Raw genomic sequence first — 18,495 nt, forward strand, 5'->3', positions numbered from 1 at the left:
CATCGGCTCCGCGCACGGCGGGCTCCCCTTCTACGACCAGCAGCACGTCGCGATGGCGGACCGCGGTGCCCGGCTCGGGTCAGCGAGCCGCCGGGCCGGTCGGCCGGCCGTTGCCATGCGGCCGGCCGCGCACCGGTATCCGGTCTGTGCGGGTCCCGGGCCCTTGCGACGGCGGCCCGGCCGGCCCGCCCGTCAGCTGGTCTTCGGCTGGGCCACCGTGGCGGCGGCAGCGGCGTCGGTGACCGCCGCGCCGTCCTCCGGCTGCTCCTCGAAGTCCACCTTCTTCATGTGCTTGTTCATGGACTTCATCAGCAGCCACACCGCGCCGCCGATGATCGCGAAGACGATGAAGCCGAGGACGCCGGGGGTCACCTTGTCCTTGTCGAAGCTGTCGGCAAGGGTGACGAAGTGCGTCAGGGCGAGGGTGCTGGTCGCGCTCATCATGGACTCAATTGTTGCGGATGCCCGCGAAGAGGTCGTCCTCGGGGAGGGAGGTGTCCACGAGCGACTTCGCGAGCTCGTACTCCTCCGTCGGCCAGACCTCGCGCTGGATGTCCATCGGCACCCGGAACCAGCCGCCGTCCGGGTCGATCTGGGTGGCGTGCGCGATCAGTGCCTTGTCCCGGATCTCGAAGAACTCGTCGCACGGGATGTACGTGGTCAGCGTGCGCTCGCGCTGCTCGAACTGCTTCCAGCGCTCCAGCCACTCGCCGTAGGGCGAATCCATCCCGCGTGCCAGCAGCGCCTCGTGCAGCGCGATGGTGCGCGGCTTGTTGAAGCCCTGGTTGTAGTAGAGCTTCAGGGGCTGCCAGGGCTCGCCGGCCTCCGGGTACTTCTCCGGGTCGCCGGCCGCCTCGAAGGCCACCATCGTGATCTTGTGGGTCATGATGTGGTCCGGGTGCGGGTAGCCGCCGTTCTCGTCGTAGGTCGTGATGACCTGCGGCTTGAACTCCCGGATCAGCTTGACCAGTCGCCCGGCCGCCTCCTCGACGTCCTCCAGCGCGAAGCAGCCCTCGGGCAGCGGCGGCAGCGGGTCGCCCTCGGGCAGTCCGGAGTCGACGAAGCCCAGCCACTCCTGCTTGACGCCCAGGATCTCCCGGGCCTCGTCCATCTCCTTCTTGCGCACCTCGTGGATGTGCTCCTCGATGTACGGGTCTCCCTGGAGCTTGGGGTTGAGGATGGAGCCTCGCTCACCACCGGTGCAGGTGGCGACCAGCACGTCCACCCCCTCGGACACGTACTTGGCCATGGTGGCCGCACCCTTGCTCGACTCGTCGTCGGGGTGGGCGTGGACCGCCATCAAACGCAGCTGCTCAGTCAAGACTCGATCCTCAGTTAAGGGCCGGAGAAGATGCCTCCTATAGTGACCGAAGCGAGGGGGCGCTGTATTCCCTGGGGCGGGGACCCCCCGGGGGTTCCCGGTCGAGGTCCCCGAACGCAGGAGGATGGATCATGGCCGCGGTGCGCGAAGGGCTCCCCGAGGGACGCTACGGCCGCTCCGCGGACCAGCGTGCGGACCGCAAGCTCAAGATCATCGGCGCGGTACTGGGCGTCGCCCTGCTGGGCGTGGTCGGCTGGTCCGGCGTCTCGTACATCGCGGGGCAGGACCTCAGCGGCCGGGTGATCACCTGGGATGCGGTCTCCGATCATGCGGTCAAGGTCCACCTGGAGGTCGTCAAGGACACCGACGACACCGGCGTCTGCACCCTCCGCTCCCAGGCCGACGACGGCTCCGAGGTCGGCCGCAAGGACGTCACCATCGACCAGCGCACGGACCAGGTGGACACCGAGGTCACCGTGCGGACGACGAAGCGGGCCACCAACGCGGTACTGGTCGGCTGCACGGCGTCCGGCAGCCGCTAGGTGATCCGCAGGTCGTCCGCGGGTCGTCCGCGGGTCATGCGCCGAGGGCGGCCGCCGCGGAGCGCGCAACCGCACACCGCCACCACTCGCCCACAGGGCGTGTCGTGACCGCCTCTGATCAGCGATGATGCGTTCCTGAGCGGCGACTGTGAATTTCCTCTTCCCCGTTTTGTGCCGGAATTGTTAGGCTCGTGGTTTCGCCCACCCGTGAAGGCGCAAACCTTCCTGGTAGGGCGTTTGATTTATCCCCAGTACCGACGAGGAGCACCTGTGACCCAGACCAGCGAGAACGTCACCTGGCTGACCCAGGAGGCGTATGACCAGCTCAAGGCCGAGCTGGAGCACCTGTCTGGTCCCGCACGCGCCGAGATCACCGAGAAGATCGCGGCGGCCCGCGAGGAAGGTGACCTGAAGGAGAACGCCGGGTACCACGCGGCCAAGGAAGAGCAGGGCAAGCAGGAGGCCCGCGTCCGCCAGCTGAAGCAGCTGCTGGAGACCGCGAAGGTCGGCGAGGCCCCGGCCGCCAACGGCACGGTGGCTCCCGGCATGGTCGTCACCATCGCGTTCGACGGGGACCCGGACGACACCCTTGAGTTCCTGCTGGCCTCGCGGGAGTACGCGAGCTCGGAGATCGAGACCTACTCCCCGCAGTCGCCGCTGGGCACCGGCGTGAACGGCAAGAAGATCGGCGCCGATGCGGAGTACGAGCTCCCCAACGGCAAGAAGGCGAGCGTGAAGATCCTCGACGCCAAGCCCTACAGCGGCTGACCCTGCGACCCGCAGGCGACGCAGCGGCCCGGAGCGCGAGGCTCCGGGCCGCTGCGTTTGTGCCGACGGGCCGTGCGGCCGAGTGGCCTCAGGCCGTCGCGGACCGGTACTTGCGGACCGCCAGCGTCCGGAAGAACACGATGATCAGGAGGGACCAGAGCACCGAGGCCACCACCGGATGCTCCATCGGCCAGGCGCCGGTCACCGACTTGGGCACGCCGTCGATGGTGTTCCCGAACAGCTCCCGGGCCGCGGCCACCGTCGCACTGAACGGGTTCCACTCGGCGATGTGCTGGAGGAACGTCGGCATGCCGTCGACCGGCACGAACGCGTTGGAGATGAAGGTCAGCGGGAAGAGCCAGATCAGCCCGCCGGACGTGGCCGCCTCGGGCGTGCGCACCGAGAGGCCGATCAGGGCGCCGATCCAGGAGAACGCGTAGCCCAGCAGGAGCAGCAGCGCGAAGCCGGCCAGCACCGCGGCGATGTTCTCGTGGGCGCGCCAGCCGATCAGCAGCGCGACCACCGCCAGCACCACCAGGGTCAGCGCGGTCTGGACCAGATCCGCCAGGGTCCGCCCGGTGAGCACCGCACCCCGGGACATCGGCAGCGATCTGAACCGGTCGATGAGCCCCTTGTGCATGTCGTCCGCGATGCCCGCGCCGGCGCCCGCCGTGGCGAACGTGACGGTCTGCGCGAAGATGCCGGCCATCAGGAACTCGCGATAGGCCTGGGCGTCGCCCACCGGGGCACCGGGGATGTTGATGGAGCCGCCGAAGACGTACGTGAACAGCACCACGAACATGATCGGCTGGATCAGCCCGAAGATCACGACTTCCGGGATCCGCACCATCCGGATCAGATTGCGCTTGGCGACCACCAGCGAGTCGCGTACGGAGCGGCCGACACCGCTCCGCGACCGCGGGGGTCCGACATGGGTGTCACCGGCCGTTCGGGTCACCGTGGTCACTTCGCGCCCTCCTTCTGGCGTCCCCTGTCCGACCGGCCGCCCTCACGGCCGGCATCCTTCGCGGCCGGGCCGCCGCCGCTCCCGCCGTTCTCCTCGGCGGTCTCGGCGGCGTGCCCGGTCAGGGAGATGAAGACGTCGTCCAGGGTCGGGCGACGCAGCCCGATGTCATCTATCTCCACGCCCCGGACGTCCAGTTCGCGGATCACCTCGGCGAGCAGCTTGGCACCGCCGGTCACCGGGATGGTGAGCTTGCGGATGTGCGGCTCGATCGTGCCCTCGCCCTTGCCGAAGCCGCGCAGCACCTCGTCGGCGATGCCGATGTGCTCGGGGGCGTGCACCACGACCTCGACGCGCTCGCCGCCGGTGCGCGCCTTGAGCTGGTCGGAGGTGCCGCGGGCGATGACCTTGCCGTGGTCGACGACGCAGATGTCGTGCGCGAGCCGGTCGGCCTCCTCCAGGTACTGGGTGGTCAGCAGCAGGGTCGTGCCGGCCGCGACCAGCTCCTGGATGACGTCCCACAGCGCCTGGCGGTTGCGCGGGTCCAGGCCGGTGGTCGGCTCGTCCATGAACATCACGGGCGGGCTGACGACCAGTGCGGCCGCGAGGTCGAGCCGGCGGCGCATACCGCCGGAGTAGGTCTTGGCGGTGCGGTCGGCGGCGTCGCCGAGGTTGAAGCGCTCCAGCAGTTCGACGGCTCGGCGCTTCGCGTCGCGGCCGCTCATCTGGTAGAGCTGGCCGACCATCATCAGGTTCTCGCGGCCGGTCAAGTACTCGTCGACAGCGGCGAATTGACCGGAGAGGCCGATCGAGCGGCGTACCTTGTCGGGGTGCGCGAGGACATCGATCCCGGCGACCTCGGCCGTGCCGCTGTCGGGCCGGAGGAGGGTCGTCAGGACCCGCACGGTGGTGGTCTTGCCGGCACCGTTGGGGCCGAGCAGTCCGAGGACGGTTCCTTCGGGAACGTCGAGGTCGACGCCGTCCAGTGCCCTCACGTCGCCGAAGGTCTTCACCAGACCTTCGGCGTAAATGGCGCCTGGCATATGGGTACTCCCATGACTCGGGTCAGTTCCAGGTGAATTTTACGGTTAGCGGCATGTGTGCACCTTGCGGCATTTGCGCGCAGCGGAACGTCACGGCAGGCCACAACTGTTCGTCGAACACGATCGCCGGCACCCCGCAGCCGCGATACTACTCCCGAACGCGATACATCGCGATACAAATAACGGATTCCCGGCCCGCCCGACGCCGAGCCGTCACCGGCCCGACGGCCACCGCGCCACGACGGCGCCACCCCACCCCGACGGCGCCACGGCGCCCGCCGTCACTCCGCCACCACGTAACCCGCCTCGCGGAGCGCCGCGCGCACCTCGTCGCAGTGCGCCGGTCCCTTGGTCTCCAGGTGCAGCTCCACCTCGACCTCGGACAGCCCCAGCCGCGGATCGGTCCGCACATGACCGATGTCGAGGACGTTCGCGTCGACCACCGTGAGCACCCCGAGCATCGCCTCCAGCGCCCCCGGCCGGTCCGTCAGCCGCAGCCGCAGCGACAGGTAACGGCCCCCGGCCGCCATGCCGAACCGCAGGATGCGCTGCATCAGCAGCGGATCGACGTTCCCGCCGGACAGCACCGCCACCACCGGCCCCTCGAAGGACTCCGGGTCGGCGAGCAGCGCCGCCACCGGGCTCGCCCCGGCCGGCTCCACCACCAGCTTCGCCCGCTCCAGGCACAGCAGCAGCGCGCTGGAGAGCTGGTCCTCGGCGACCGTACGGACCTCGTCCACCAGCTGCCGGACGATTCCGAAGGGCACATCGCCGGGCCGCCCGACCTTGATGCCGTCCGCCATCGTCGACAGCCGCTCGATCGCCACCGGGTGCCCGGCCGCCAGCGACGGCGGATAGCAGGCCGCACCCGCCGCCTGCACCCCGATCACCTTCACGTCCGGCCGCAGCGCCTTGACCGCGAGCGCGACGCCCGCCACCAGGCCGCCGCCGCCGACCCCGACGACGATGCTGCGCACCTCGGGGCACTGTTCGAGGATCTCCAGGCCGACCGTGCCCTGACCGGCGATGATGTCGCGGTGGTCGAACGGGTGGATGAAGACCGCACCGGTCTGCCGCGCGTGCTCCTGGGCGGCGGCCAGCGTCTCGTCGACCACCTGGCCTTCCAGCCGCACCTCCGCGCCGTACTCACGGGTCGCGGCGACCTTCGGCAGCGGGGCGCCGACCGGCATGAACACCGTCGAACGCACCCCGAGCAGGGACGCCGCCAGCGCCACCCCCTGGGCGTGGTTGCCGGCGCTCGCCGCCACCACCCCGGCCGCCCGCTCCTCCGAGGAGAGACCGGCGATCCGCACATACGCGCCGCGGATCTTGAAGGAGCCGGTGCGCTGGAGGTTCTCGCACTTGAGGTGCACGGGGGCGCCGACCAGTCCGGACAGATAGCGGCTGCCCTCCATCGCGGTGGCCCGCGCGACGCCGGAGAGCATCTTGTGCGCCGCCCGCACGTCATCGACCGTGATCGTCCCGATCGCCTCCTCGGCGGCCGGGCGGCCGGCCACCGGACCGTCGGCGGGGTGCGCGGAGGCGGGGGAGTCGTGCGACGTACGCGGCGTATGAGCTGCCATGCCGCCAGTCTCGCAGTTCGCACGGCGGTGGGCCCTTCCGGCCGGACCGCCTTCAGGAGCACGTCGGAAACGCGCGCCCGGGAGGACCGCAGGAGGACCGTACGACACCCGGGGGTTACGGGCGGTTATCGGAATGGACGGCGCAGGTACGCACCGCGCCGGGTCCGCGTACGCTGTCCCCCAATCCGTACGCATCCCATGAAGCGAGCACCCGGCCATGCCCACCTCTCCGGACATGACGACCCACACCGACCCCGCTCTCCTCGACGCGCTGCAACACCAAGTCGCCGTCTTCGCCCGCCGCGCAGAACAGAGCCGGCTCGGCGGCGTCGGGCAGGCACGCAACTCCATGGACCGCGCCGCCTACCTGCTGCTCAACCGCCTGGACCAGGAAGGGCCGATGGGCGTCAAGGCCCTGGCCGCCGGTATGGGCATCGACTCCTCCACCGTCACCCGGCAGGTCGCCCCGCTGGTCGACTCCGGGCTGGTCAGCAGGACCACCCACCCCGAGGACGGCCGGGCCGTGGTGCTCCAGCTCTCCGAGCGCGGCCACGCCCGGCTGGACGAGGTCCGGGCCTCGCGCCGGGCGCTGATGGCGCTGGTGACCGACGGGTGGTCCGAAGAGGAGCGCGAGGCCTTCACGGACCTCCTGACGCGCTTCAACACCTCTCTCGCCGACGTCATCACGTCGTTGGCGCCGGCGGGCACCACGTCGTCCTGACCCGCCCGCGCCGGGATCGGGCGCGCCGGCCCCGTCACGCCTCTTGACCGGGTGGCCGCGCTGCCGTGCTATAGGAGCCCAGGGGGTCGGGCGTCCGTCATCCGGGAGGCGCGGTGCGAGAGCGGCGGCCGGCGCAGGAGCGCCGCCGCGCCCGGGAGTTCGAGTCGTTCGTGGCGGGCGCGGCGGGCCGACTGCTGCACACCGCCACCCTGCTCACCGGCGAGCCCGCGTCCCGACCCGCCCCGGCCGCCGAGGAGTTGCTGACCCACGCACTGGCCTGCACCTACGCCGGCTGGGACGGGCTGCGCGGCGAGGATCCGTACGAGCGCACCCGGCAGGAGATGGCGGCCCGCTTCGCGCACACGGCCCGGCGGTACCGCCGGCCCCGGGGCGGACTCCTGGACCGGCTCTCCCCACAGGAGCGTCTGGTCCTCGTACTGCGGCTCTACGAGGGCGTCGCCGAGGAACAGACCGCGGCCCAACTCGGCCTGCCCGCCGAGCGGGTGCAGGCGCTGTGCCTGCGGGCGGTCGCGGAGCTGCGCAGCCGCCGCACCGAGCCGGCGGCCGGGCCGGCGACCGTCCCGGGCCCGGAACCGGCGGCGCCATGAGCCGCCCCGACATGGGCCTTCCGGGCGTGCTCCGGCCCGGTGCCGGCCTCCCGGACGGGGGCCTGCCGGACCGCAAGCAGACCGAGGTCCGGCGGATGCTCGCCGGACCGCATCCGCTCGTACCGCCGGACCTGGCCGCCCGGGCCACCGCCCGCGGCCGTCGCCTGTTGGCGCACCGGCGGCTGCGGCGCCGCATCGGCTGGCTGCTCGCGCTCCTCGCGCTGGCGGCGCTGGCCTGGACCGCCGCCAATCAGCCCTGGCTGCCGCCGCCGACCCGCACCACCCCTCCCCTGGAGGGGTGGTAGGCCCCCGCGGCCCCACGGGCGGTGAGGTCCCGACGTCCCCGGAGGGGCGGTGCGGACCTCCGCGGCGGTCAGCCCAGCGCCTGGGTGAGGTCGGCCAGCAGGTCTTCGGCGGACTCGATGCCGACGGACAGGCGCACCAGGTCGCCGGGGACCTCCAGCGCGGAACCGGCCGTCGAGGCGTGCGTCATCCGGCCCGGGTGCTCGATCAGCGACTCCACGCCGCCGAGCGACTCACCGAGGGTGAACAGCTTCGCCCGGTTGCAGACCTCGACCGCGGCCTCCTCGCCGCCCGCGACCTGGAACGACACCATGCCGCCGAAGGCCCGCATCTGCTTGGCGGCGATCTCGTGGCCGGGGTGCTCGGAGAGCCCCGGGTAGTAGACCCGGGTGACCTTCTTGTGGGAGGCCAGCAGCTCGGCGACGCGCGCCGCGTTGGCGCTGTGCCGGTCCATCCGTACGGCCAGCGTCTTGATACCGCGCATCACGAGCCAGGCGTCGAAGGGGCCGGCGATCGCGCCCATCGCGTTCTGGTGGTACGCGAGTTCCTCGCCGAGGGTGTCGTCGTTGACCACCAGGGCGCCGCCGACCACGTCGGAGTGGCCGCCCATGTACTTGGTCGTGGAGTAGACGACCGCGTCCGCGCCGAGGGAGAGCGGCTGCTGGAGGTAGGGGCTGGCGAAGGTGTTGTCGACGACGAGCTTGGCGCCGGCGTCCCGGGCGACGCCGGCCAGCGCCTCGATGTCGCTGATGCCGAGCAGCGGGTTGCTGGGCGTCTCCACCCAGATCACCTTCGTACGGGGCCGCAGCGCGTCGCGGACGGCCTGCGGGTCGGAGGTGTCGGCCACCGACCACTCCACGCCCCAGCGCTCGACGACCTTCGCGAAGAGGCGGAACGTGCCGCCGTAGGCGTCATTGGGGATGACGACGTGGTCGCCGGGGGACAGCAGGGTGCGCAGCAGGCAGTCCTCGGCGGCGAGGCCGGAGGCGAAGGCGAGGCCGCGGCGGCCGCCGTCGAGGGCGGCGAGGTTCTCCTCCAGGGCGGTACGGGTCGGATTGGCGCTGCGGCTGTACTCGTAGCCGCCGCGCAGCCCACCCACACCGTCCTGCTTGTAGGTGGACACCTGGTAGATGGGCGGCACCACTGCGCCGGTGGCCTGGTCGGGCTCCTGGCCTGCGTGGATGGCGAGGGTTTCGAATTGCTGGTGGCGTTGGTCGCGCTGATCGCTCATGTCTGCCGAGGGTAGTCGCCCGCAGGGCCGGTGCTCCCAGTGCTTCCCGGTTCGCTTGGAAGCTGCAACATTCCGGTTGTTCGCGGGCCGGCGGCATACGGGCCGGAACTTTCTGGTTCGCTGGGGAGTGGATACACCAGAGGGTTCGCACAGCGGTTCCCGCCGCCCCGACCCCACCGCCGCCACCCGCACCGTCACAGGTACAGGACACTCCACATGGACGCACTGCTGGTTCTGCTCGCCGCGCTCGCGCTCGGCGGCCTCGTCTTCCTCCCCTGGATGCGACGCCGACGGGCCGTGCAGCACACCCGGCAGGGCCTGGTGGCGGCCTCCGACCCGCTGGCGGGCTACGGCTTCGTCCCGCTGGAGGAGCTCGACGTACGGCTGCCGGGCCCCGACCCGGAGCTGGACGCGGCGCTGGCCGAGATGCGGCGGACCCACGACTGGCGCCCCGCGGCCGAGCTGCTGAGGTCCACCGGCGACGACTGGGAGCGCCGCTGGCAGCGCGTCCAGACACTGGCCGGCGCCGCCGCGTTCGAGCTGGCGGCCGGCGGCACGGAGCCGGGCGGCGGGCACCGGACCGGCGGCATCTGGCTGCGCACCTGGCGCTCGGAGGCCCCCAAGGACCCGGGCGGCGCCCAGACCCACGCGCAGTTCCTCGTGCTCCAGGCGCTGCGCGACCCCGGCTCGCAGGACTTCCGCATGATCCTCGAAGAGGCCCGTACGGTCTGCCGGGAGGCGGCGCTGCTGGCGCCCGGCAGCCCGATCCCGTACATCACCGAGCTCGCGGTGGCCCGGGGGCTGGGCGAGCGGGCGGCCGACCACGAGGAGCTCTGGTCCACGGTGGTCCAGCGCGCCCCGCAGCACATGGGCGCCCACCTCGCCGCCCTCCCCTACTGGTCGCAGAAGTGGCACGGCTCCCGCAAGGAGGCCGAGGCCTTCGCCGAGCGCGCCGCCGCCGGCGCCCCCGCCGGGACCCTCCTCCCGGCCCTCCCCCTCTTCGCGGTCTACGAGCACCTCCCCGAGGCCAACATGGTCCGCGGCCTCTACCAGAGCGCGGTCGTCGAGCGCGCCATCGAAGGCGCCCACTTCGCGCTCCGCGAGGCCCCCGCCGACCACCCCATGGCGCCGCACGTCCGCCATCTGCTCGTGTGGTTCCTGGTCCGCGCCGAGCGCTACGCCGAGGCGATGGAGCAGCTCCGCCTCGTCGACGGCCACGTGGGCGCCGTCCCGTGGTCGTACGGCTCCCGCCCCGCCGCCGAGTACGCCGCCTACCGCGCCCTGGCCATCGCCGGCTGGGAACGCTCCGGCGGCACGTCGGCGAGCCTTCCCCCGGAACAGCCCTAGCCGGGGGGCGCCACAGGCGCCGTGGGTGCGACGGGTGCCGTGGGGTCCCTCCGGGTGGAAGGCCTCCCCGGATTGCCGCCACCACGGAATGCCACCGCCCCCAACGACGTTGACCCAGAAGCCCAACGTCCTTGCCGTCAGAACCCAACGCCCTTGCAGCCCTAGCCGCCCTTCCAGCACTAGCCGCCCTGGTAAAGAGAAGCGCCTTCCCCCTCGCCCGCCCTCCTCGCCCCTGGAGCCTGATCCTGATGCTGTTCTCCCGCTTCAAGACCCACCTCCCCGCCCCCGAGGAAGCGCTGACCGGCCGCCCCGAGCCGGCCTTCGCCGTCCCCGAGCGGCACACCGTTCTCGGCAACCCCCTGCTCGGCCCGTACCCGGACGGCCTGGAGGTCGCCGACTTCGGCCTGGGCTGCTTCTGGGGCGCCGAGCGGAAGTTCTGGCAGGCCGAGGGCGTCTGGACGACCCTCGTCGGCTACCAGGGCGGGCACACCCCGAACCCCACCTACGAAGAGGTCTGTAGCGGCCACACCGGCCACACCGAGGCCGTCCGCGTCGTCTTCGACCCTGCGGTCGTCCCGTACACGTCCCTGCTGAAGCTCTTCTGGGAGTCGCACGACCCCACCCAGGGCTTCCGTCAGGGCAACGACGTGGGCACCCAGTACCGCTCCGCGATCTACACCCACTCCCCCGCCCAGCAGCAGGCCGCCGAAGCCTCCCGCGACGCCTACCGCACCGTCCTGCACAACTCCGGCTACGCCGACATCACTACCGAAATCCTCCCCGCCGACACCACCCGCCCCTTCTACCCGGCCGAGGCGTACCACCAGCAGTATCTTTCGGACACCAAAAACCCGAACGGGTACTGCGGGATCGGCGGGACGGGCGTGAGCTGCCCGGTAGGCGTTGCCCCTACTGAGGGCTGACGACTTCGAGTGGGCTTCAGAACGCATGCGCGCAGGGTGCGCAACGAGCAGTTGCCCCTCGCCCGACGGCACTCAGCACTGAGGTGTGCCGTCGGGCACTACTGCCCGCTCGGCTTCCATGCGACCTGGGCTTACCTCGCCGCGACGGCACGCCCCTCCCCCGACCTCCGCAGAGACCCCGCAGCACTGCTGCGCGCACTGGAGACCTTGGAAGAGAGCCGGATGGTCAGGCTCAACGAGTTGGAGGCGTTCGCGGCCCGCCGGCACGCGGAGAAGGCAGCCGGGCGGCGAACCCCGCTGCCCACCGACACCGCTCATCTGCGTCGACCTCGCTGGCCCGGTGAAACGGCGCCCTCCCGCCTGGGGCTCGTCGCAGCCGTGGCAAACCGCCACTCCGCCTTCCGGCGCTCGGCCTACCCCGATGCGACGCTCTCCGGCGACACCCAGGCACGACGACTCGCCGACCTGCACGCCCATCTCGACGCCTGCGCCTCCGCGTACCTCACGAGCCTCGGCCGCCTGAACGGCCCGGCACAAGACGAACTGACCGACACCATCCACGGCATCAGCCGCCTGACCCGCCCAGGCTACGCACCGCTGAACGCCTACCTCCTCGGCTGGCTGCGCTTCGCGAACCTCCTCGCGTATGCCACAGGTGCACACCTTTGCCATTGAACCCTGGCACCAGCAGTACCTTTCAGACACCAAAAACCCGAACGGGTACTGCGGGCTAGGAGGGACGGGGGTCAAGCTGAGTGCCCCGTCGGAGACGAACTGGGGCCGGTCGTGCCCGACGGGCATTGCGCCTGCGTCGGAAGGCACTGAACAGTAGAACGCCCAAGGACAGTAGCCATAACCACCTCCGCCGCTGGGCAGCCACTCATTCCCCAACCCCCTGCCACGGTTGCCGCACTGCCCCAGACCATCAGTCAGATCGCGCCCGCAGCGCTGCCGCCCTTCACACCGGAGTTGGACCAAGCGGCCGACCAGTCCCGGCAGGGCTCCGACCTGGCACCGCTCCAGCGGTTGATCGCCCAGTGAGCCGTCTATGTCCACATCCAGCGTCGGCCCGACGCGACAGCGGAACTCCGCCGCTGGGAGGCCACCGCCGAGTCGGGCGACGCGGGCTCAGGCACGGCCGCCTCCGAGATCGGCCGGATCCTGGACGAGGCCCGTGGCGCCATCGGCCTTCCGCCTCGGTGAGGCGCTGACAGGCGCTGGGAGTACGGCCCCGACCACGACAATGTGGCGGGCGGCATCCCTGGTCACGTGGCGGCGGAAGTGGAACGTCTGGCCGGCCAGCGTCGACGTACGGGCATTGACCACGCTATAGGTTTAACAAAGAGGGGGTTGCCGTCACGCAAAGAGTAGTAATTATTGAGTAAACGCACGACGCCCCCAAGTGGGCATATCCGAAAATTCATGCGTTTTTATTGAGCGCGCATGACACCATCCCCGGAAGGGGGATGGATTCATGGAAAATCAGTTGAAGGTTCATTTTGCTTCGCTGGTAGAGGCCAGCGAAGCACTTGAGTCAATAGCGAAGAACCTTCAAGAAGAGCTGACAACTCTGGACGACGCGGTCAAGAGTATAGCTGAAGCCTGGACCGGTGACGCTCACATAAGTTTCCGAAGCTACTATGATCAGTGGCGCTCCAAATCTGCCAATCTGCATCGTGATTTGCGGAACCTGCAAAAGATTACGCATACGGCGCATGGTAACTACTCCGCTGCGCAGGTTGCGAATTTGAAAATGTGGGGGCGGGCATGAGTGCAGGCTTCAAAATCACCCCTGATGACCTACATAAGGTCTCATTACGCTTCGCATATGGTCAGGAACTTCTTGACTCTGCGGCTACCCGGCTCAACGCCTCGTTGCAAAATGCGGGTGGCATGGCTGGTGACGATGAGTATGCGAAGCAGTTCGCAAAGAAGTATGACAGTGCCGCGCGGGCGCTCTTCACTGCGCTCTCTGCAGCCGTGCGAGCTGTTGGCCAGGCGTCGACGTGCCTGGTGGTCACGGCCAATAACTATCTAAAGGCCGATCACCACTCCAATGCCAAGGCTGGAGGAGGTGGGCCTGAGCAATACAGTCTCCCTCCGGTTTTTACGGACGTCATCTATCCCGATCCTGAGTCGGCCGTGGGGCCTGGTGACCACCCGTTCGCTCACACACCGCTGGATGATTACTGGCCGTCCGGCCACCAGGACAAGCTTCGTGCGGCCGCCAATTCCTACCGCCTGGCTTCGCAAGGTCTGGATAGAATCAGCCGGGATCTTCACCTCTACGTGAAGGCTCTGACTGACAACAACTCCAGCGAATCGGTCCACGGCATGGCAACGTTCTGGGCCAACATATGGCAAGACGGCGCCGCGGCAGAACGGGCTCCTCTTTCCATGGCGAAGAGCGCGTGTGACAAGTTGGCTCACGCCTGCGAGGAACTGGCCTCGTCCATCGATCACGCTCGCAGCGAGTTCGAGACCAAGATGACCGAGGCTGGAATTGCAATTACCGCTACCACGGTGATTGCAGTTATTCTGACTCCTGTCACTGGAGGTGGTTCCGATGCGGCCGGAGCCGCCCTAGACAGTGCCGAGGCAGCGGCTATATTCGCCAGCGTTGAATCGATTCTTGATGTTGCGGTGTCCGCAATCGCTGGCGATGTGGTTGGCGAACTCGCATCCTTGTTGGAAATAGCAGCGGAAGCGGTTCCCGAGCTTGAGGCGGCTGAAGCTGAGACCACCGAGGTAACCCAGGTCCTTGAACGCGAGATGGCCGAGGCGAGTTCCCGGTCCAAGGGAAAGGCCGGCGGGGGTTCATCTCCGCCTCCCGCCACTCGGATCATGCCTCCCAACGGTCGCAATGGAAGCCTGCCGGCTTTCCCAGACGCGAAACCGGGACGCGCAAAAACGTCCGTGCAAGGCGGAGGGGGAAAGAGGCCGCGTTGGGTAAACAAGAAAGGGCAAATCTTCGAGTGGGATTTTCAGCACGGCACGGTCGAGATGTACGATAAGACTGGCAAGAAGCATCTGGGTGAGTTCGACGCCACGACCGGTGAGCAAACGAAGCCCGGCGATCCGTCGCGACACGTAGAGAAGTGATGATGGTCAACAGGAAAATCTACGCATTCAGCAAAGAAGACGAGTCATTTGTAAATGAAATTCAGGTTCCTGATGTTTCGCCACAGATTCTGGCCGATGTTTTTCAAGTAAATGTGGAGAATGTCGATTACGTGCACGACATCGGTCCTGCTCAGGCTTTGTTTCTGGAGCGGCTCACTGGAACGTCTCTTGATCTGGCGCGCTTCGACTATCAGCTGACGACGCTCGGAGACGACGATCCAGAGGCTGGCTGAAACAACCGGGTCACACAACAGCTGCTCGGCGCTGCACAGTCCCGGGGCTTGACTGCGGTGGGCCCGGTCCAGCACTGGGCCCACCGCACGGCTACTCGTCGTCAAGTCGTGCCATCGTGTGCGGGACCTGTTCGTTGACTTGCTGAACGCCTTGGGTTGTTCGTGCGGAGCGTCAGGGTTTCGTCGCGGTGGAAGCCACTCAAGGTTGCGTCCTGAGAAGTGGTGTACGGGTTCCCACCTGATCCGGGCGTTTGCCCCGGCGTCAGGGTGAGTGTCCGGATACCACCCCCGCTGCATGCCGAACACGGGAAACCTCCGCCGGTAGTAGCAGGACCAGTAGCTCACTACCCAGCGCTCGGCCTGCACGAAGAACGCCGGGTTCCGCGCGATGAAGTCCCCGTACGACAGGTGCTGGGCAGATCCGGTCATCGCCAGCCACCCGCTACGGGTTGAGACTCGGTCGCGTGTTGACCCGCATCGGGGCGTTGCAGATCTGCCCGTCGTCCTTCGTCTTCCCGCAACGGAGGATCCCTGTGAGGAGGTGGCTTGGAGTCCGGTAGTCAGCGATCGTCCCGTCCGCCCTGATGTTGGGGCCAACCCTGGACGCGAAGAGCGCATCGATGGCCATCCACTCCTTCGGAGTGATGAGGGGCTCCCACTGCCCGACCACCGGCACACCGTTGGCATCGCGCACCAGGTCCTCGTTGTGCCGGCGCCAGCCACACAGGCGCGGGTTCCACAGCGCGAGTTTGAGTGACCTGGATTGCCATTCGTTGCCGTGGACCGTGCGCACTCCGTCATCCCGCCACTTCTCCAGGATGGAGTGCAGCGACTTGCCGGCGATGACGTCTCGCGCTGCCTGCGCGAGAAGCTCCGCTTCCTCTGCCCGCAGGGTCCTCTTGTCGTCGTTCCAGCCGAACGGCCGCTTGCCGCCGACCGGGATCCCCAACTCGGCACGACGACGATGCGAGCGGCGTGTGCGTCGCTTGATCTTGCGTACCTCGGCCTTGGCGATCACGTACGTCAGAGCGTCTACGAATCGCTCGTAGTCACCGACACGCCTTACAAGACGGTCGTCAGCAACGACGATCGCGCCACGCACGGGCTCTCCATCCGGCCGCCGTCCGGCCCTGAGGACCTTCAGCATGGCTTCGAAGTCCGGCCGTACAACGTCGGCCTTCGCCGCGGAGAAATCGTTGTCCGTGTAGTAGTGGACGATCTTCGCCCCCACCCTCGCGGCCGTCTCGTCGTTCACCTTGTGCTGGTCCTCGACGCCGTGGCCGTCCCTGGCCAAGTCCGCGGAGATACTGCGTAGGCGACCACGGGAACCAACTGCTCACTGTTGCTCACGATGAACTCCCCCTACCTCTCTGACAGTTCTACTACTTCCTGAGAGTTAGAGGTACCACCAGCAGTACCTCGACAAGAACCCGTCGGGGTACTGCGGGATCGGGGGGACGGGGGTCTCCTGCCCCGTCGGCGTGGCCAAGGCCGACGACTGACGTCACCACGTGGGCTTCAGGACGTACGCACACAGGGTGCGCGACGAACAGTTGCCTCTCGCCCGACGGCACACGGCGCTGCGGTGTGCCGTCGGGCACTACTGCCCGCTCGGCTTCCACGCCACCTGGGCCTACCTCACCGCGACGGCACGGCCCTCCCCCGACCTCCGCAGAGAACCGGCGGCCCTGCTGCGTGCACTGGAAACCTTGGAAGCCAGCCGAACGGTCCAGCTCAACGAGCTCGCCGCCTTCGCCGCCCGGCGCCACGCCGAGAAGGCAGCCGGCCGACGTACCCCACGCCGCATCGACACCACGCAGTTGTGGGGACCTCACTGGCCCAGCGAATCGGCACCCTCCCGCCTGGGGCTCGTCGCCGCCGTAGCCAACCGCCACAGGGACCGCGGAGCGCTGATCACACGGTGGCTGTTCCGCTCAAGGACCGCTGCGGCATGTGCCTGACGCAGTCAGCTGTTGCCACGCGGTGCGCCGTACCAACGCCAGTCCGTCCGGCGGGGGCGATCGGGCGCTTCGAGGCGGCCGGTGGCCCACAGCAGGGTCGACCACGCAGTGCCTGTGAGGGGTACGTCGGGGAAGAGACGTGCAAGAGCTCGCTCGCTCAAGTCCTGCACGTCCTGCGGGGGCTCGCACACGCGGTGTACGCCCTGAGCAATGTCGTGGGTGTGGACGAGGGTCTCGACAACGCCCATCGCCGCGAATCCCTCCGGGTCCGAGGCGCCGAAGACATGCGGGGCCAAGACAGTAGGAGCTGCGGTGTCGACGGCTGTTGCGAGCAGTCCGCCGCAAGCCGCCACTACGGTCAGGAGTCCCTCGGGTCCTGCCTCCTCGTCGCCGAAGACGACATTGGCCGGCCCGTGGGGTCGGTCACGGGAGACGCGCAGTGGCACCCGTGGCACGTCCATCGGCTGCGCGAGACCGAATCGCAGTGCGTAGGTGAGCAGATCGTCCGCGAGGTGTTCCAGGGTCTCCCAGCATGTCCACTCCAGGCTGCCGGCCCTGCCCTGCCATTGGGCCGCGGGGATGCCGGTGAGGGTATCGACACAGTGGGCGACGGCTCGGCGCACATGGCTCCCGCTCACCAGCACGTGCGGTTCGACGGACTGTGACATGCGGGAAGCCTACAAGGCCGGGCCGACAGCACCCCAGGATCCCGGCTCCCGGCTCCCGGCTCCCGGCTGCGACCTGCGCAAGTCGTGAGCGCGGACGGCTCGTTGACCGGTTCCGCGCCAGGTCGGCACCGTGCCGCCTGAGGATCCTCCGTGCCGCTGCCACGGCGGTGCCCTGACGCGCATGGGCGACGGCCGACGGGTCCTACGGAATGAACAAGTCCGCCAGATAGGTCGGCTTGGCCTCTATCTCCGCATAGCGCCCGGTCTCCTTCGACCAGGCGACGTTCCCGGCGGTGAGCGCATGGAAGTCCCTGACACAGCGGAGCGCGTCGACGATGACGTCGTCGGCGAGGCCGGAACGTGCCAGCCGCTCGGGCAGGACCTGTTCGAGATCGAGGATGCGCTGGACGTATCCGGCCTGCATCACGGCCACTCGCTCCACCGCCTCCTGGAGGCCGCACCGGTGGTGGTGGCTGATCACCGTGACGGCGTTGAACGCGTAGTCGTGGGCGAGTTCTTTGGGCAGCGAGTAGAGATCGTTAATGCAGGCATTCGCGTAGATCACTGCCTCTCGCATGTCCGCGAAGGCTGGATTCGCATGCAGTTGGTCGGGCAGGTCCACACCGATACCGATTTCCACCAGGTCCAGGACGGCATCGAATGCGAACGAGGCACGACGGTGGGCGAGATATTGCTGTAGGCCGGGTACACGCCCTTCCTCCCGATGAATCATATCGGCTCGGTAGCTGTCGAAATACCACAACAGGTGCGGGACAAATCTGCGCTGCCATGTGGAAGAACGGACAGCCGCGGTACGGCGCCAAAGATCGGCCAGGGAACGCGCCAGTCGCCCACTCGTGACGTTTCCGTCGAATACGGCGAACAACGGCCCGAACGCGTCCCGCCACTGCTCGGGTTGGTAACCGCGCACCGGGTCATCGTCGAACTGGTCGTCCAACTGGAACAGCCACGCGTTCCACTGGGTGATCAGCGTCAGCGCCTCCTGTGGGGCGTTGGGGCACAGCCACGCGGTGAGCCGGTCCACACGAGTGCGCTGCACATGCCGACGCGCCTCTTCGGTGGGCACCAGACCGAACTCGTCCAACCACGCCTCAGCGGCCGCCGCGGCCTCCTGGAGTTCCGGATTGAGCACTGC

21 protein-coding genes and 3 pseudogenes are annotated in these 18,495 nt (G+C 68.7%); 15 read left to right on the forward strand and 9 right to left on the reverse strand.

Annotation, left to right across the window (positions count from 1 at the left end; genetic code table 11):
* Nucleotides 1-192 precede the first annotated feature (192 nt).
* Nucleotides 193-444: a hypothetical protein gene (locus AB0C96_RS29860; protein WP_362921591.1), complete on the reverse strand. Its 252-nt coding sequence runs from the start codon at nt 442-444 to the stop codon at nt 193-195.
* A 4-nt stretch (nt 445-448) separates the two neighbouring features.
* Entirely contained in the window at nt 449-1,321 is an 873-nt protein-coding gene (gene mca / locus AB0C96_RS29865) for a mycothiol conjugate amidase Mca (protein ID WP_362921593.1), read from the reverse strand.
* A 131-nt stretch (nt 1,322-1,452) separates the two neighbouring features.
* Here mca and AB0C96_RS29870 point away from each other — a divergent pair, with 131 nt between their 5' ends.
* Together AB0C96_RS29870 and greA are read left to right on the forward strand one after the other, a co-directional pair.
* Nucleotides 1,453-1,863, forward strand: coding sequence for a DUF4307 domain-containing protein (locus tag AB0C96_RS29870; RefSeq protein ID WP_362921595.1), 411 nt, complete (start codon nt 1,453-1,455; stop codon nt 1,861-1,863).
* A 270-nt stretch (nt 1,864-2,133) separates the two neighbouring features.
* Complete coding sequence (gene greA / locus AB0C96_RS29875) at nt 2,134-2,631, forward strand: transcription elongation factor GreA (RefSeq protein WP_362921597.1); 498 nt, start codon at nt 2,134-2,136, stop codon at nt 2,629-2,631.
* Nucleotides 2,632-2,719: 88 nt separating this feature from the next.
* On the opposite strand, the gene AB0C96_RS29880 is transcribed toward greA, so the two are convergent.
* From AB0C96_RS29880 to ilvA, 3 genes are all read right to left on the reverse strand, one after another.
* Entirely contained in the window at nt 2,720-3,598 is an 879-nt protein-coding gene (locus AB0C96_RS29880) for an ABC transporter permease (RefSeq protein WP_362921599.1), read from the reverse strand.
* Complete coding sequence (locus AB0C96_RS29885; RefSeq protein ID WP_362921601.1) at nt 3,595-4,638, reverse strand: ATP-binding cassette domain-containing protein; 1,044 nt, start codon at nt 4,636-4,638, stop codon at nt 3,595-3,597. Before AB0C96_RS29885 ends, AB0C96_RS29880 begins: the two co-directional genes overlap by 4 nt.
* Nucleotides 4,639-4,919: 281 nt before the next feature.
* The gene (gene ilvA / locus AB0C96_RS29890; protein ID WP_362921745.1) at nt 4,920-6,083 is read right to left on the reverse strand and encodes a threonine ammonia-lyase; all 1,164 of its coding nucleotides are present in this window, start codon (nt 6,081-6,083) and stop codon (nt 4,920-4,922) included.
* Between the two features lie 355 nt (nt 6,084-6,438).
* Between ilvA and AB0C96_RS29895 the strand changes: the two genes are divergently transcribed.
* From AB0C96_RS29895 to AB0C96_RS29905, 3 genes are all read left to right on the forward strand, one after another.
* Nucleotides 6,439-6,942 carry a MarR family transcriptional regulator gene (locus AB0C96_RS29895; protein WP_362921603.1) on the forward strand — a complete coding sequence of 168 codons (504 nt, stop codon included), beginning with the start codon at nt 6,439-6,441 and terminating at the stop codon, nt 6,940-6,942.
* 113 nt (nt 6,943-7,055) lie between these two features.
* Nucleotides 7,056-7,550 carry a sigma factor-like helix-turn-helix DNA-binding protein gene (locus AB0C96_RS29900; RefSeq protein WP_362921605.1) on the forward strand — a complete coding sequence of 165 codons (495 nt, stop codon included), beginning with the start codon at nt 7,056-7,058 and terminating at the stop codon, nt 7,548-7,550.
* A gap of 11 nt (nt 7,551-7,561) precedes the next feature.
* Nucleotides 7,562-7,855, forward strand: a complete 294-nt coding sequence (locus AB0C96_RS29905) for a hypothetical protein (RefSeq protein ID WP_362921747.1) — start codon at nt 7,562-7,564, stop codon at nt 7,853-7,855.
* Between the two features lie 68 nt (nt 7,856-7,923).
* Here AB0C96_RS29905 and AB0C96_RS29910 read toward each other — a convergent pair whose 3' ends face one another.
* The gene (locus AB0C96_RS29910; protein WP_362921607.1) at nt 7,924-9,084 is read right to left on the reverse strand and encodes a cystathionine gamma-synthase; all 1,161 of its coding nucleotides are present in this window, start codon (nt 9,082-9,084) and stop codon (nt 7,924-7,926) included.
* A 216-nt stretch (nt 9,085-9,300) separates the two neighbouring features.
* Between AB0C96_RS29910 and AB0C96_RS29915 the strand changes: the two genes are divergently transcribed.
* From AB0C96_RS29915 to AB0C96_RS29950, 8 genes and pseudogenes are all read left to right on the forward strand, one after another.
* A complete protein-coding gene (locus tag AB0C96_RS29915) occupies nt 9,301-10,431 on the forward strand; it encodes a hypothetical protein (RefSeq protein WP_362921609.1) in 1,131 nt (376 codons plus the stop codon).
* Nucleotides 10,432-10,679: 248 nt separating this feature from the next.
* Nucleotides 10,680-11,354 (forward strand): peptide-methionine (S)-S-oxide reductase MsrA, encoded by a 675-nt coding sequence (gene msrA / locus AB0C96_RS29920; RefSeq protein WP_362921611.1) that lies wholly within the window; start codon nt 10,680-10,682, stop codon nt 11,352-11,354.
* A gap of 36 nt (nt 11,355-11,390) precedes the next feature.
* Complete coding sequence (locus AB0C96_RS29925; RefSeq protein ID WP_362921613.1) at nt 11,391-12,029, forward strand: hypothetical protein; 639 nt, start codon at nt 11,391-11,393, stop codon at nt 12,027-12,029.
* A pseudogene (locus AB0C96_RS29930) lies at nt 12,028-12,186 on the forward strand (peptide-methionine (S)-S-oxide reductase); the annotation flags it as partial. The gene AB0C96_RS29925 and the pseudogene AB0C96_RS29930, both read left to right, overlap by 2 nt.
* A 20-nt stretch (nt 12,187-12,206) precedes the next feature.
* Nucleotides 12,207-12,557 (forward strand): annotated as a pseudogene (locus AB0C96_RS29935) (hypothetical protein).
* A gap of 271 nt (nt 12,558-12,828) precedes the next feature.
* Nucleotides 12,829-13,125 (forward strand): WXG100 family type VII secretion target, encoded by a 297-nt coding sequence (locus AB0C96_RS29940; RefSeq protein ID WP_362921614.1) that lies wholly within the window; start codon nt 12,829-12,831, stop codon nt 13,123-13,125.
* Entirely contained in the window at nt 13,122-14,456 is a 1,335-nt protein-coding gene (locus tag AB0C96_RS29945) for a colicin E3/pyocin S6 family cytotoxin (RefSeq protein ID WP_362921616.1), read from the forward strand. The genes AB0C96_RS29940 and AB0C96_RS29945 overlap by 4 nt, the downstream gene beginning before the upstream one ends.
* Nucleotides 14,453-14,710: a hypothetical protein gene (locus AB0C96_RS29950; RefSeq protein WP_362921618.1), complete on the forward strand. Its 258-nt coding sequence runs from the start codon at nt 14,453-14,455 to the stop codon at nt 14,708-14,710. The genes AB0C96_RS29945 and AB0C96_RS29950 overlap by 4 nt, the downstream gene beginning before the upstream one ends.
* 442 nt (nt 14,711-15,152) lie before the next feature.
* Here the strand turns inward: AB0C96_RS29950 and AB0C96_RS29955 are convergent, their stop codons facing one another.
* On the reverse strand, nt 15,153-16,004 hold the full coding sequence (locus tag AB0C96_RS29955) for a recombinase family protein (RefSeq protein WP_362921620.1): 852 nt from the start codon (nt 16,002-16,004) through the stop codon (nt 15,153-15,155).
* Nucleotides 16,005-16,113: 109 nt separating this feature from the next.
* Here AB0C96_RS29955 and AB0C96_RS29960 point away from each other — a divergent pair.
* Together AB0C96_RS29960 and AB0C96_RS29965 are read left to right on the forward strand one after the other, a co-directional pair.
* Nucleotides 16,114-16,212: pseudogene (locus tag AB0C96_RS29960) on the forward strand (peptide-methionine (S)-S-oxide reductase); the annotation flags it as partial.
* Nucleotides 16,213-16,248: 36 nt separating this feature from the next.
* Nucleotides 16,249-16,671 carry a hypothetical protein gene (locus AB0C96_RS29965; protein ID WP_362921622.1) on the forward strand — a complete coding sequence of 141 codons (423 nt, stop codon included), beginning with the start codon at nt 16,249-16,251 and terminating at the stop codon, nt 16,669-16,671.
* A 5-nt stretch (nt 16,672-16,676) separates the two neighbouring features.
* On the opposite strand, the gene AB0C96_RS29970 is transcribed toward AB0C96_RS29965, so the two are convergent.
* The gene (locus AB0C96_RS29970; RefSeq protein WP_362921624.1) at nt 16,677-17,339 is read right to left on the reverse strand and encodes a maleylpyruvate isomerase N-terminal domain-containing protein; all 663 of its coding nucleotides are present in this window, start codon (nt 17,337-17,339) and stop codon (nt 16,677-16,679) included.
* A 202-nt stretch (nt 17,340-17,541) separates the two neighbouring features.
* The gene (locus AB0C96_RS29975; protein WP_362921626.1) at nt 17,542-18,492 is read right to left on the reverse strand and encodes a hypothetical protein; all 951 of its coding nucleotides are present in this window, start codon (nt 18,490-18,492) and stop codon (nt 17,542-17,544) included.
* Nucleotides 18,493-18,495: the final 3 nt, after the last annotated feature.

Origin of the sequence: Streptomyces sp. NPDC048506, assembly GCF_040651315.1 — a bacterium.
In the GTDB taxonomy this organism is placed as follows: domain Bacteria; phylum Actinomycetota; class Actinomycetes; order Streptomycetales; family Streptomycetaceae; genus Streptomyces.

Coding starts and splice junctions, on each gene's coding strand:
- AB0C96_RS29860 (WP_362921591.1), bottom strand. CDS start 444: ATGATGAGCGCGACCAGCACCCTCGCCCTGACGCACTTCGTCACCCTT.
- AB0C96_RS29870 (WP_362921595.1), top strand. CDS start 1,453: ATGGCCGCGGTGCGCGAAGGGCTCCCCGAGGGACGCTACGGCCGCTCC.
- AB0C96_RS29885 (WP_362921601.1), bottom strand. CDS start 4,638: ATGCCAGGCGCCATTTACGCCGAAGGTCTGGTGAAGACCTTCGGCGAC.
- ilvA (WP_362921745.1), bottom strand. CDS start 6,083: ATGCTCTCCGGCGTCGCGCGGGCCACCGCGATGGAGGGCAGCCGCTAT.
- AB0C96_RS29895 (WP_362921603.1), top strand. CDS start 6,439: ATGCCCACCTCTCCGGACATGACGACCCACACCGACCCCGCTCTCCTC.
- AB0C96_RS29905 (WP_362921747.1), top strand. CDS start 7,562: ATGGGCCTTCCGGGCGTGCTCCGGCCCGGTGCCGGCCTCCCGGACGGG.
- AB0C96_RS29910 (WP_362921607.1), bottom strand. CDS start 9,084: ATGAGCGATCAGCGCGACCAACGCCACCAGCAATTCGAAACCCTCGCC.
- AB0C96_RS29915 (WP_362921609.1), top strand. CDS start 9,301: ATGGACGCACTGCTGGTTCTGCTCGCCGCGCTCGCGCTCGGCGGCCTC.
- msrA (WP_362921611.1), top strand. CDS start 10,680: ATGCTGTTCTCCCGCTTCAAGACCCACCTCCCCGCCCCCGAGGAAGCG.
- AB0C96_RS29940 (WP_362921614.1), top strand. CDS start 12,829: ATGGAAAATCAGTTGAAGGTTCATTTTGCTTCGCTGGTAGAGGCCAGC.
- AB0C96_RS29945 (WP_362921616.1), top strand. CDS start 13,122: ATGAGTGCAGGCTTCAAAATCACCCCTGATGACCTACATAAGGTCTCA.
- AB0C96_RS29970 (WP_362921624.1), bottom strand. CDS start 17,339: ATGTCACAGTCCGTCGAACCGCACGTGCTGGTGAGCGGGAGCCATGTG.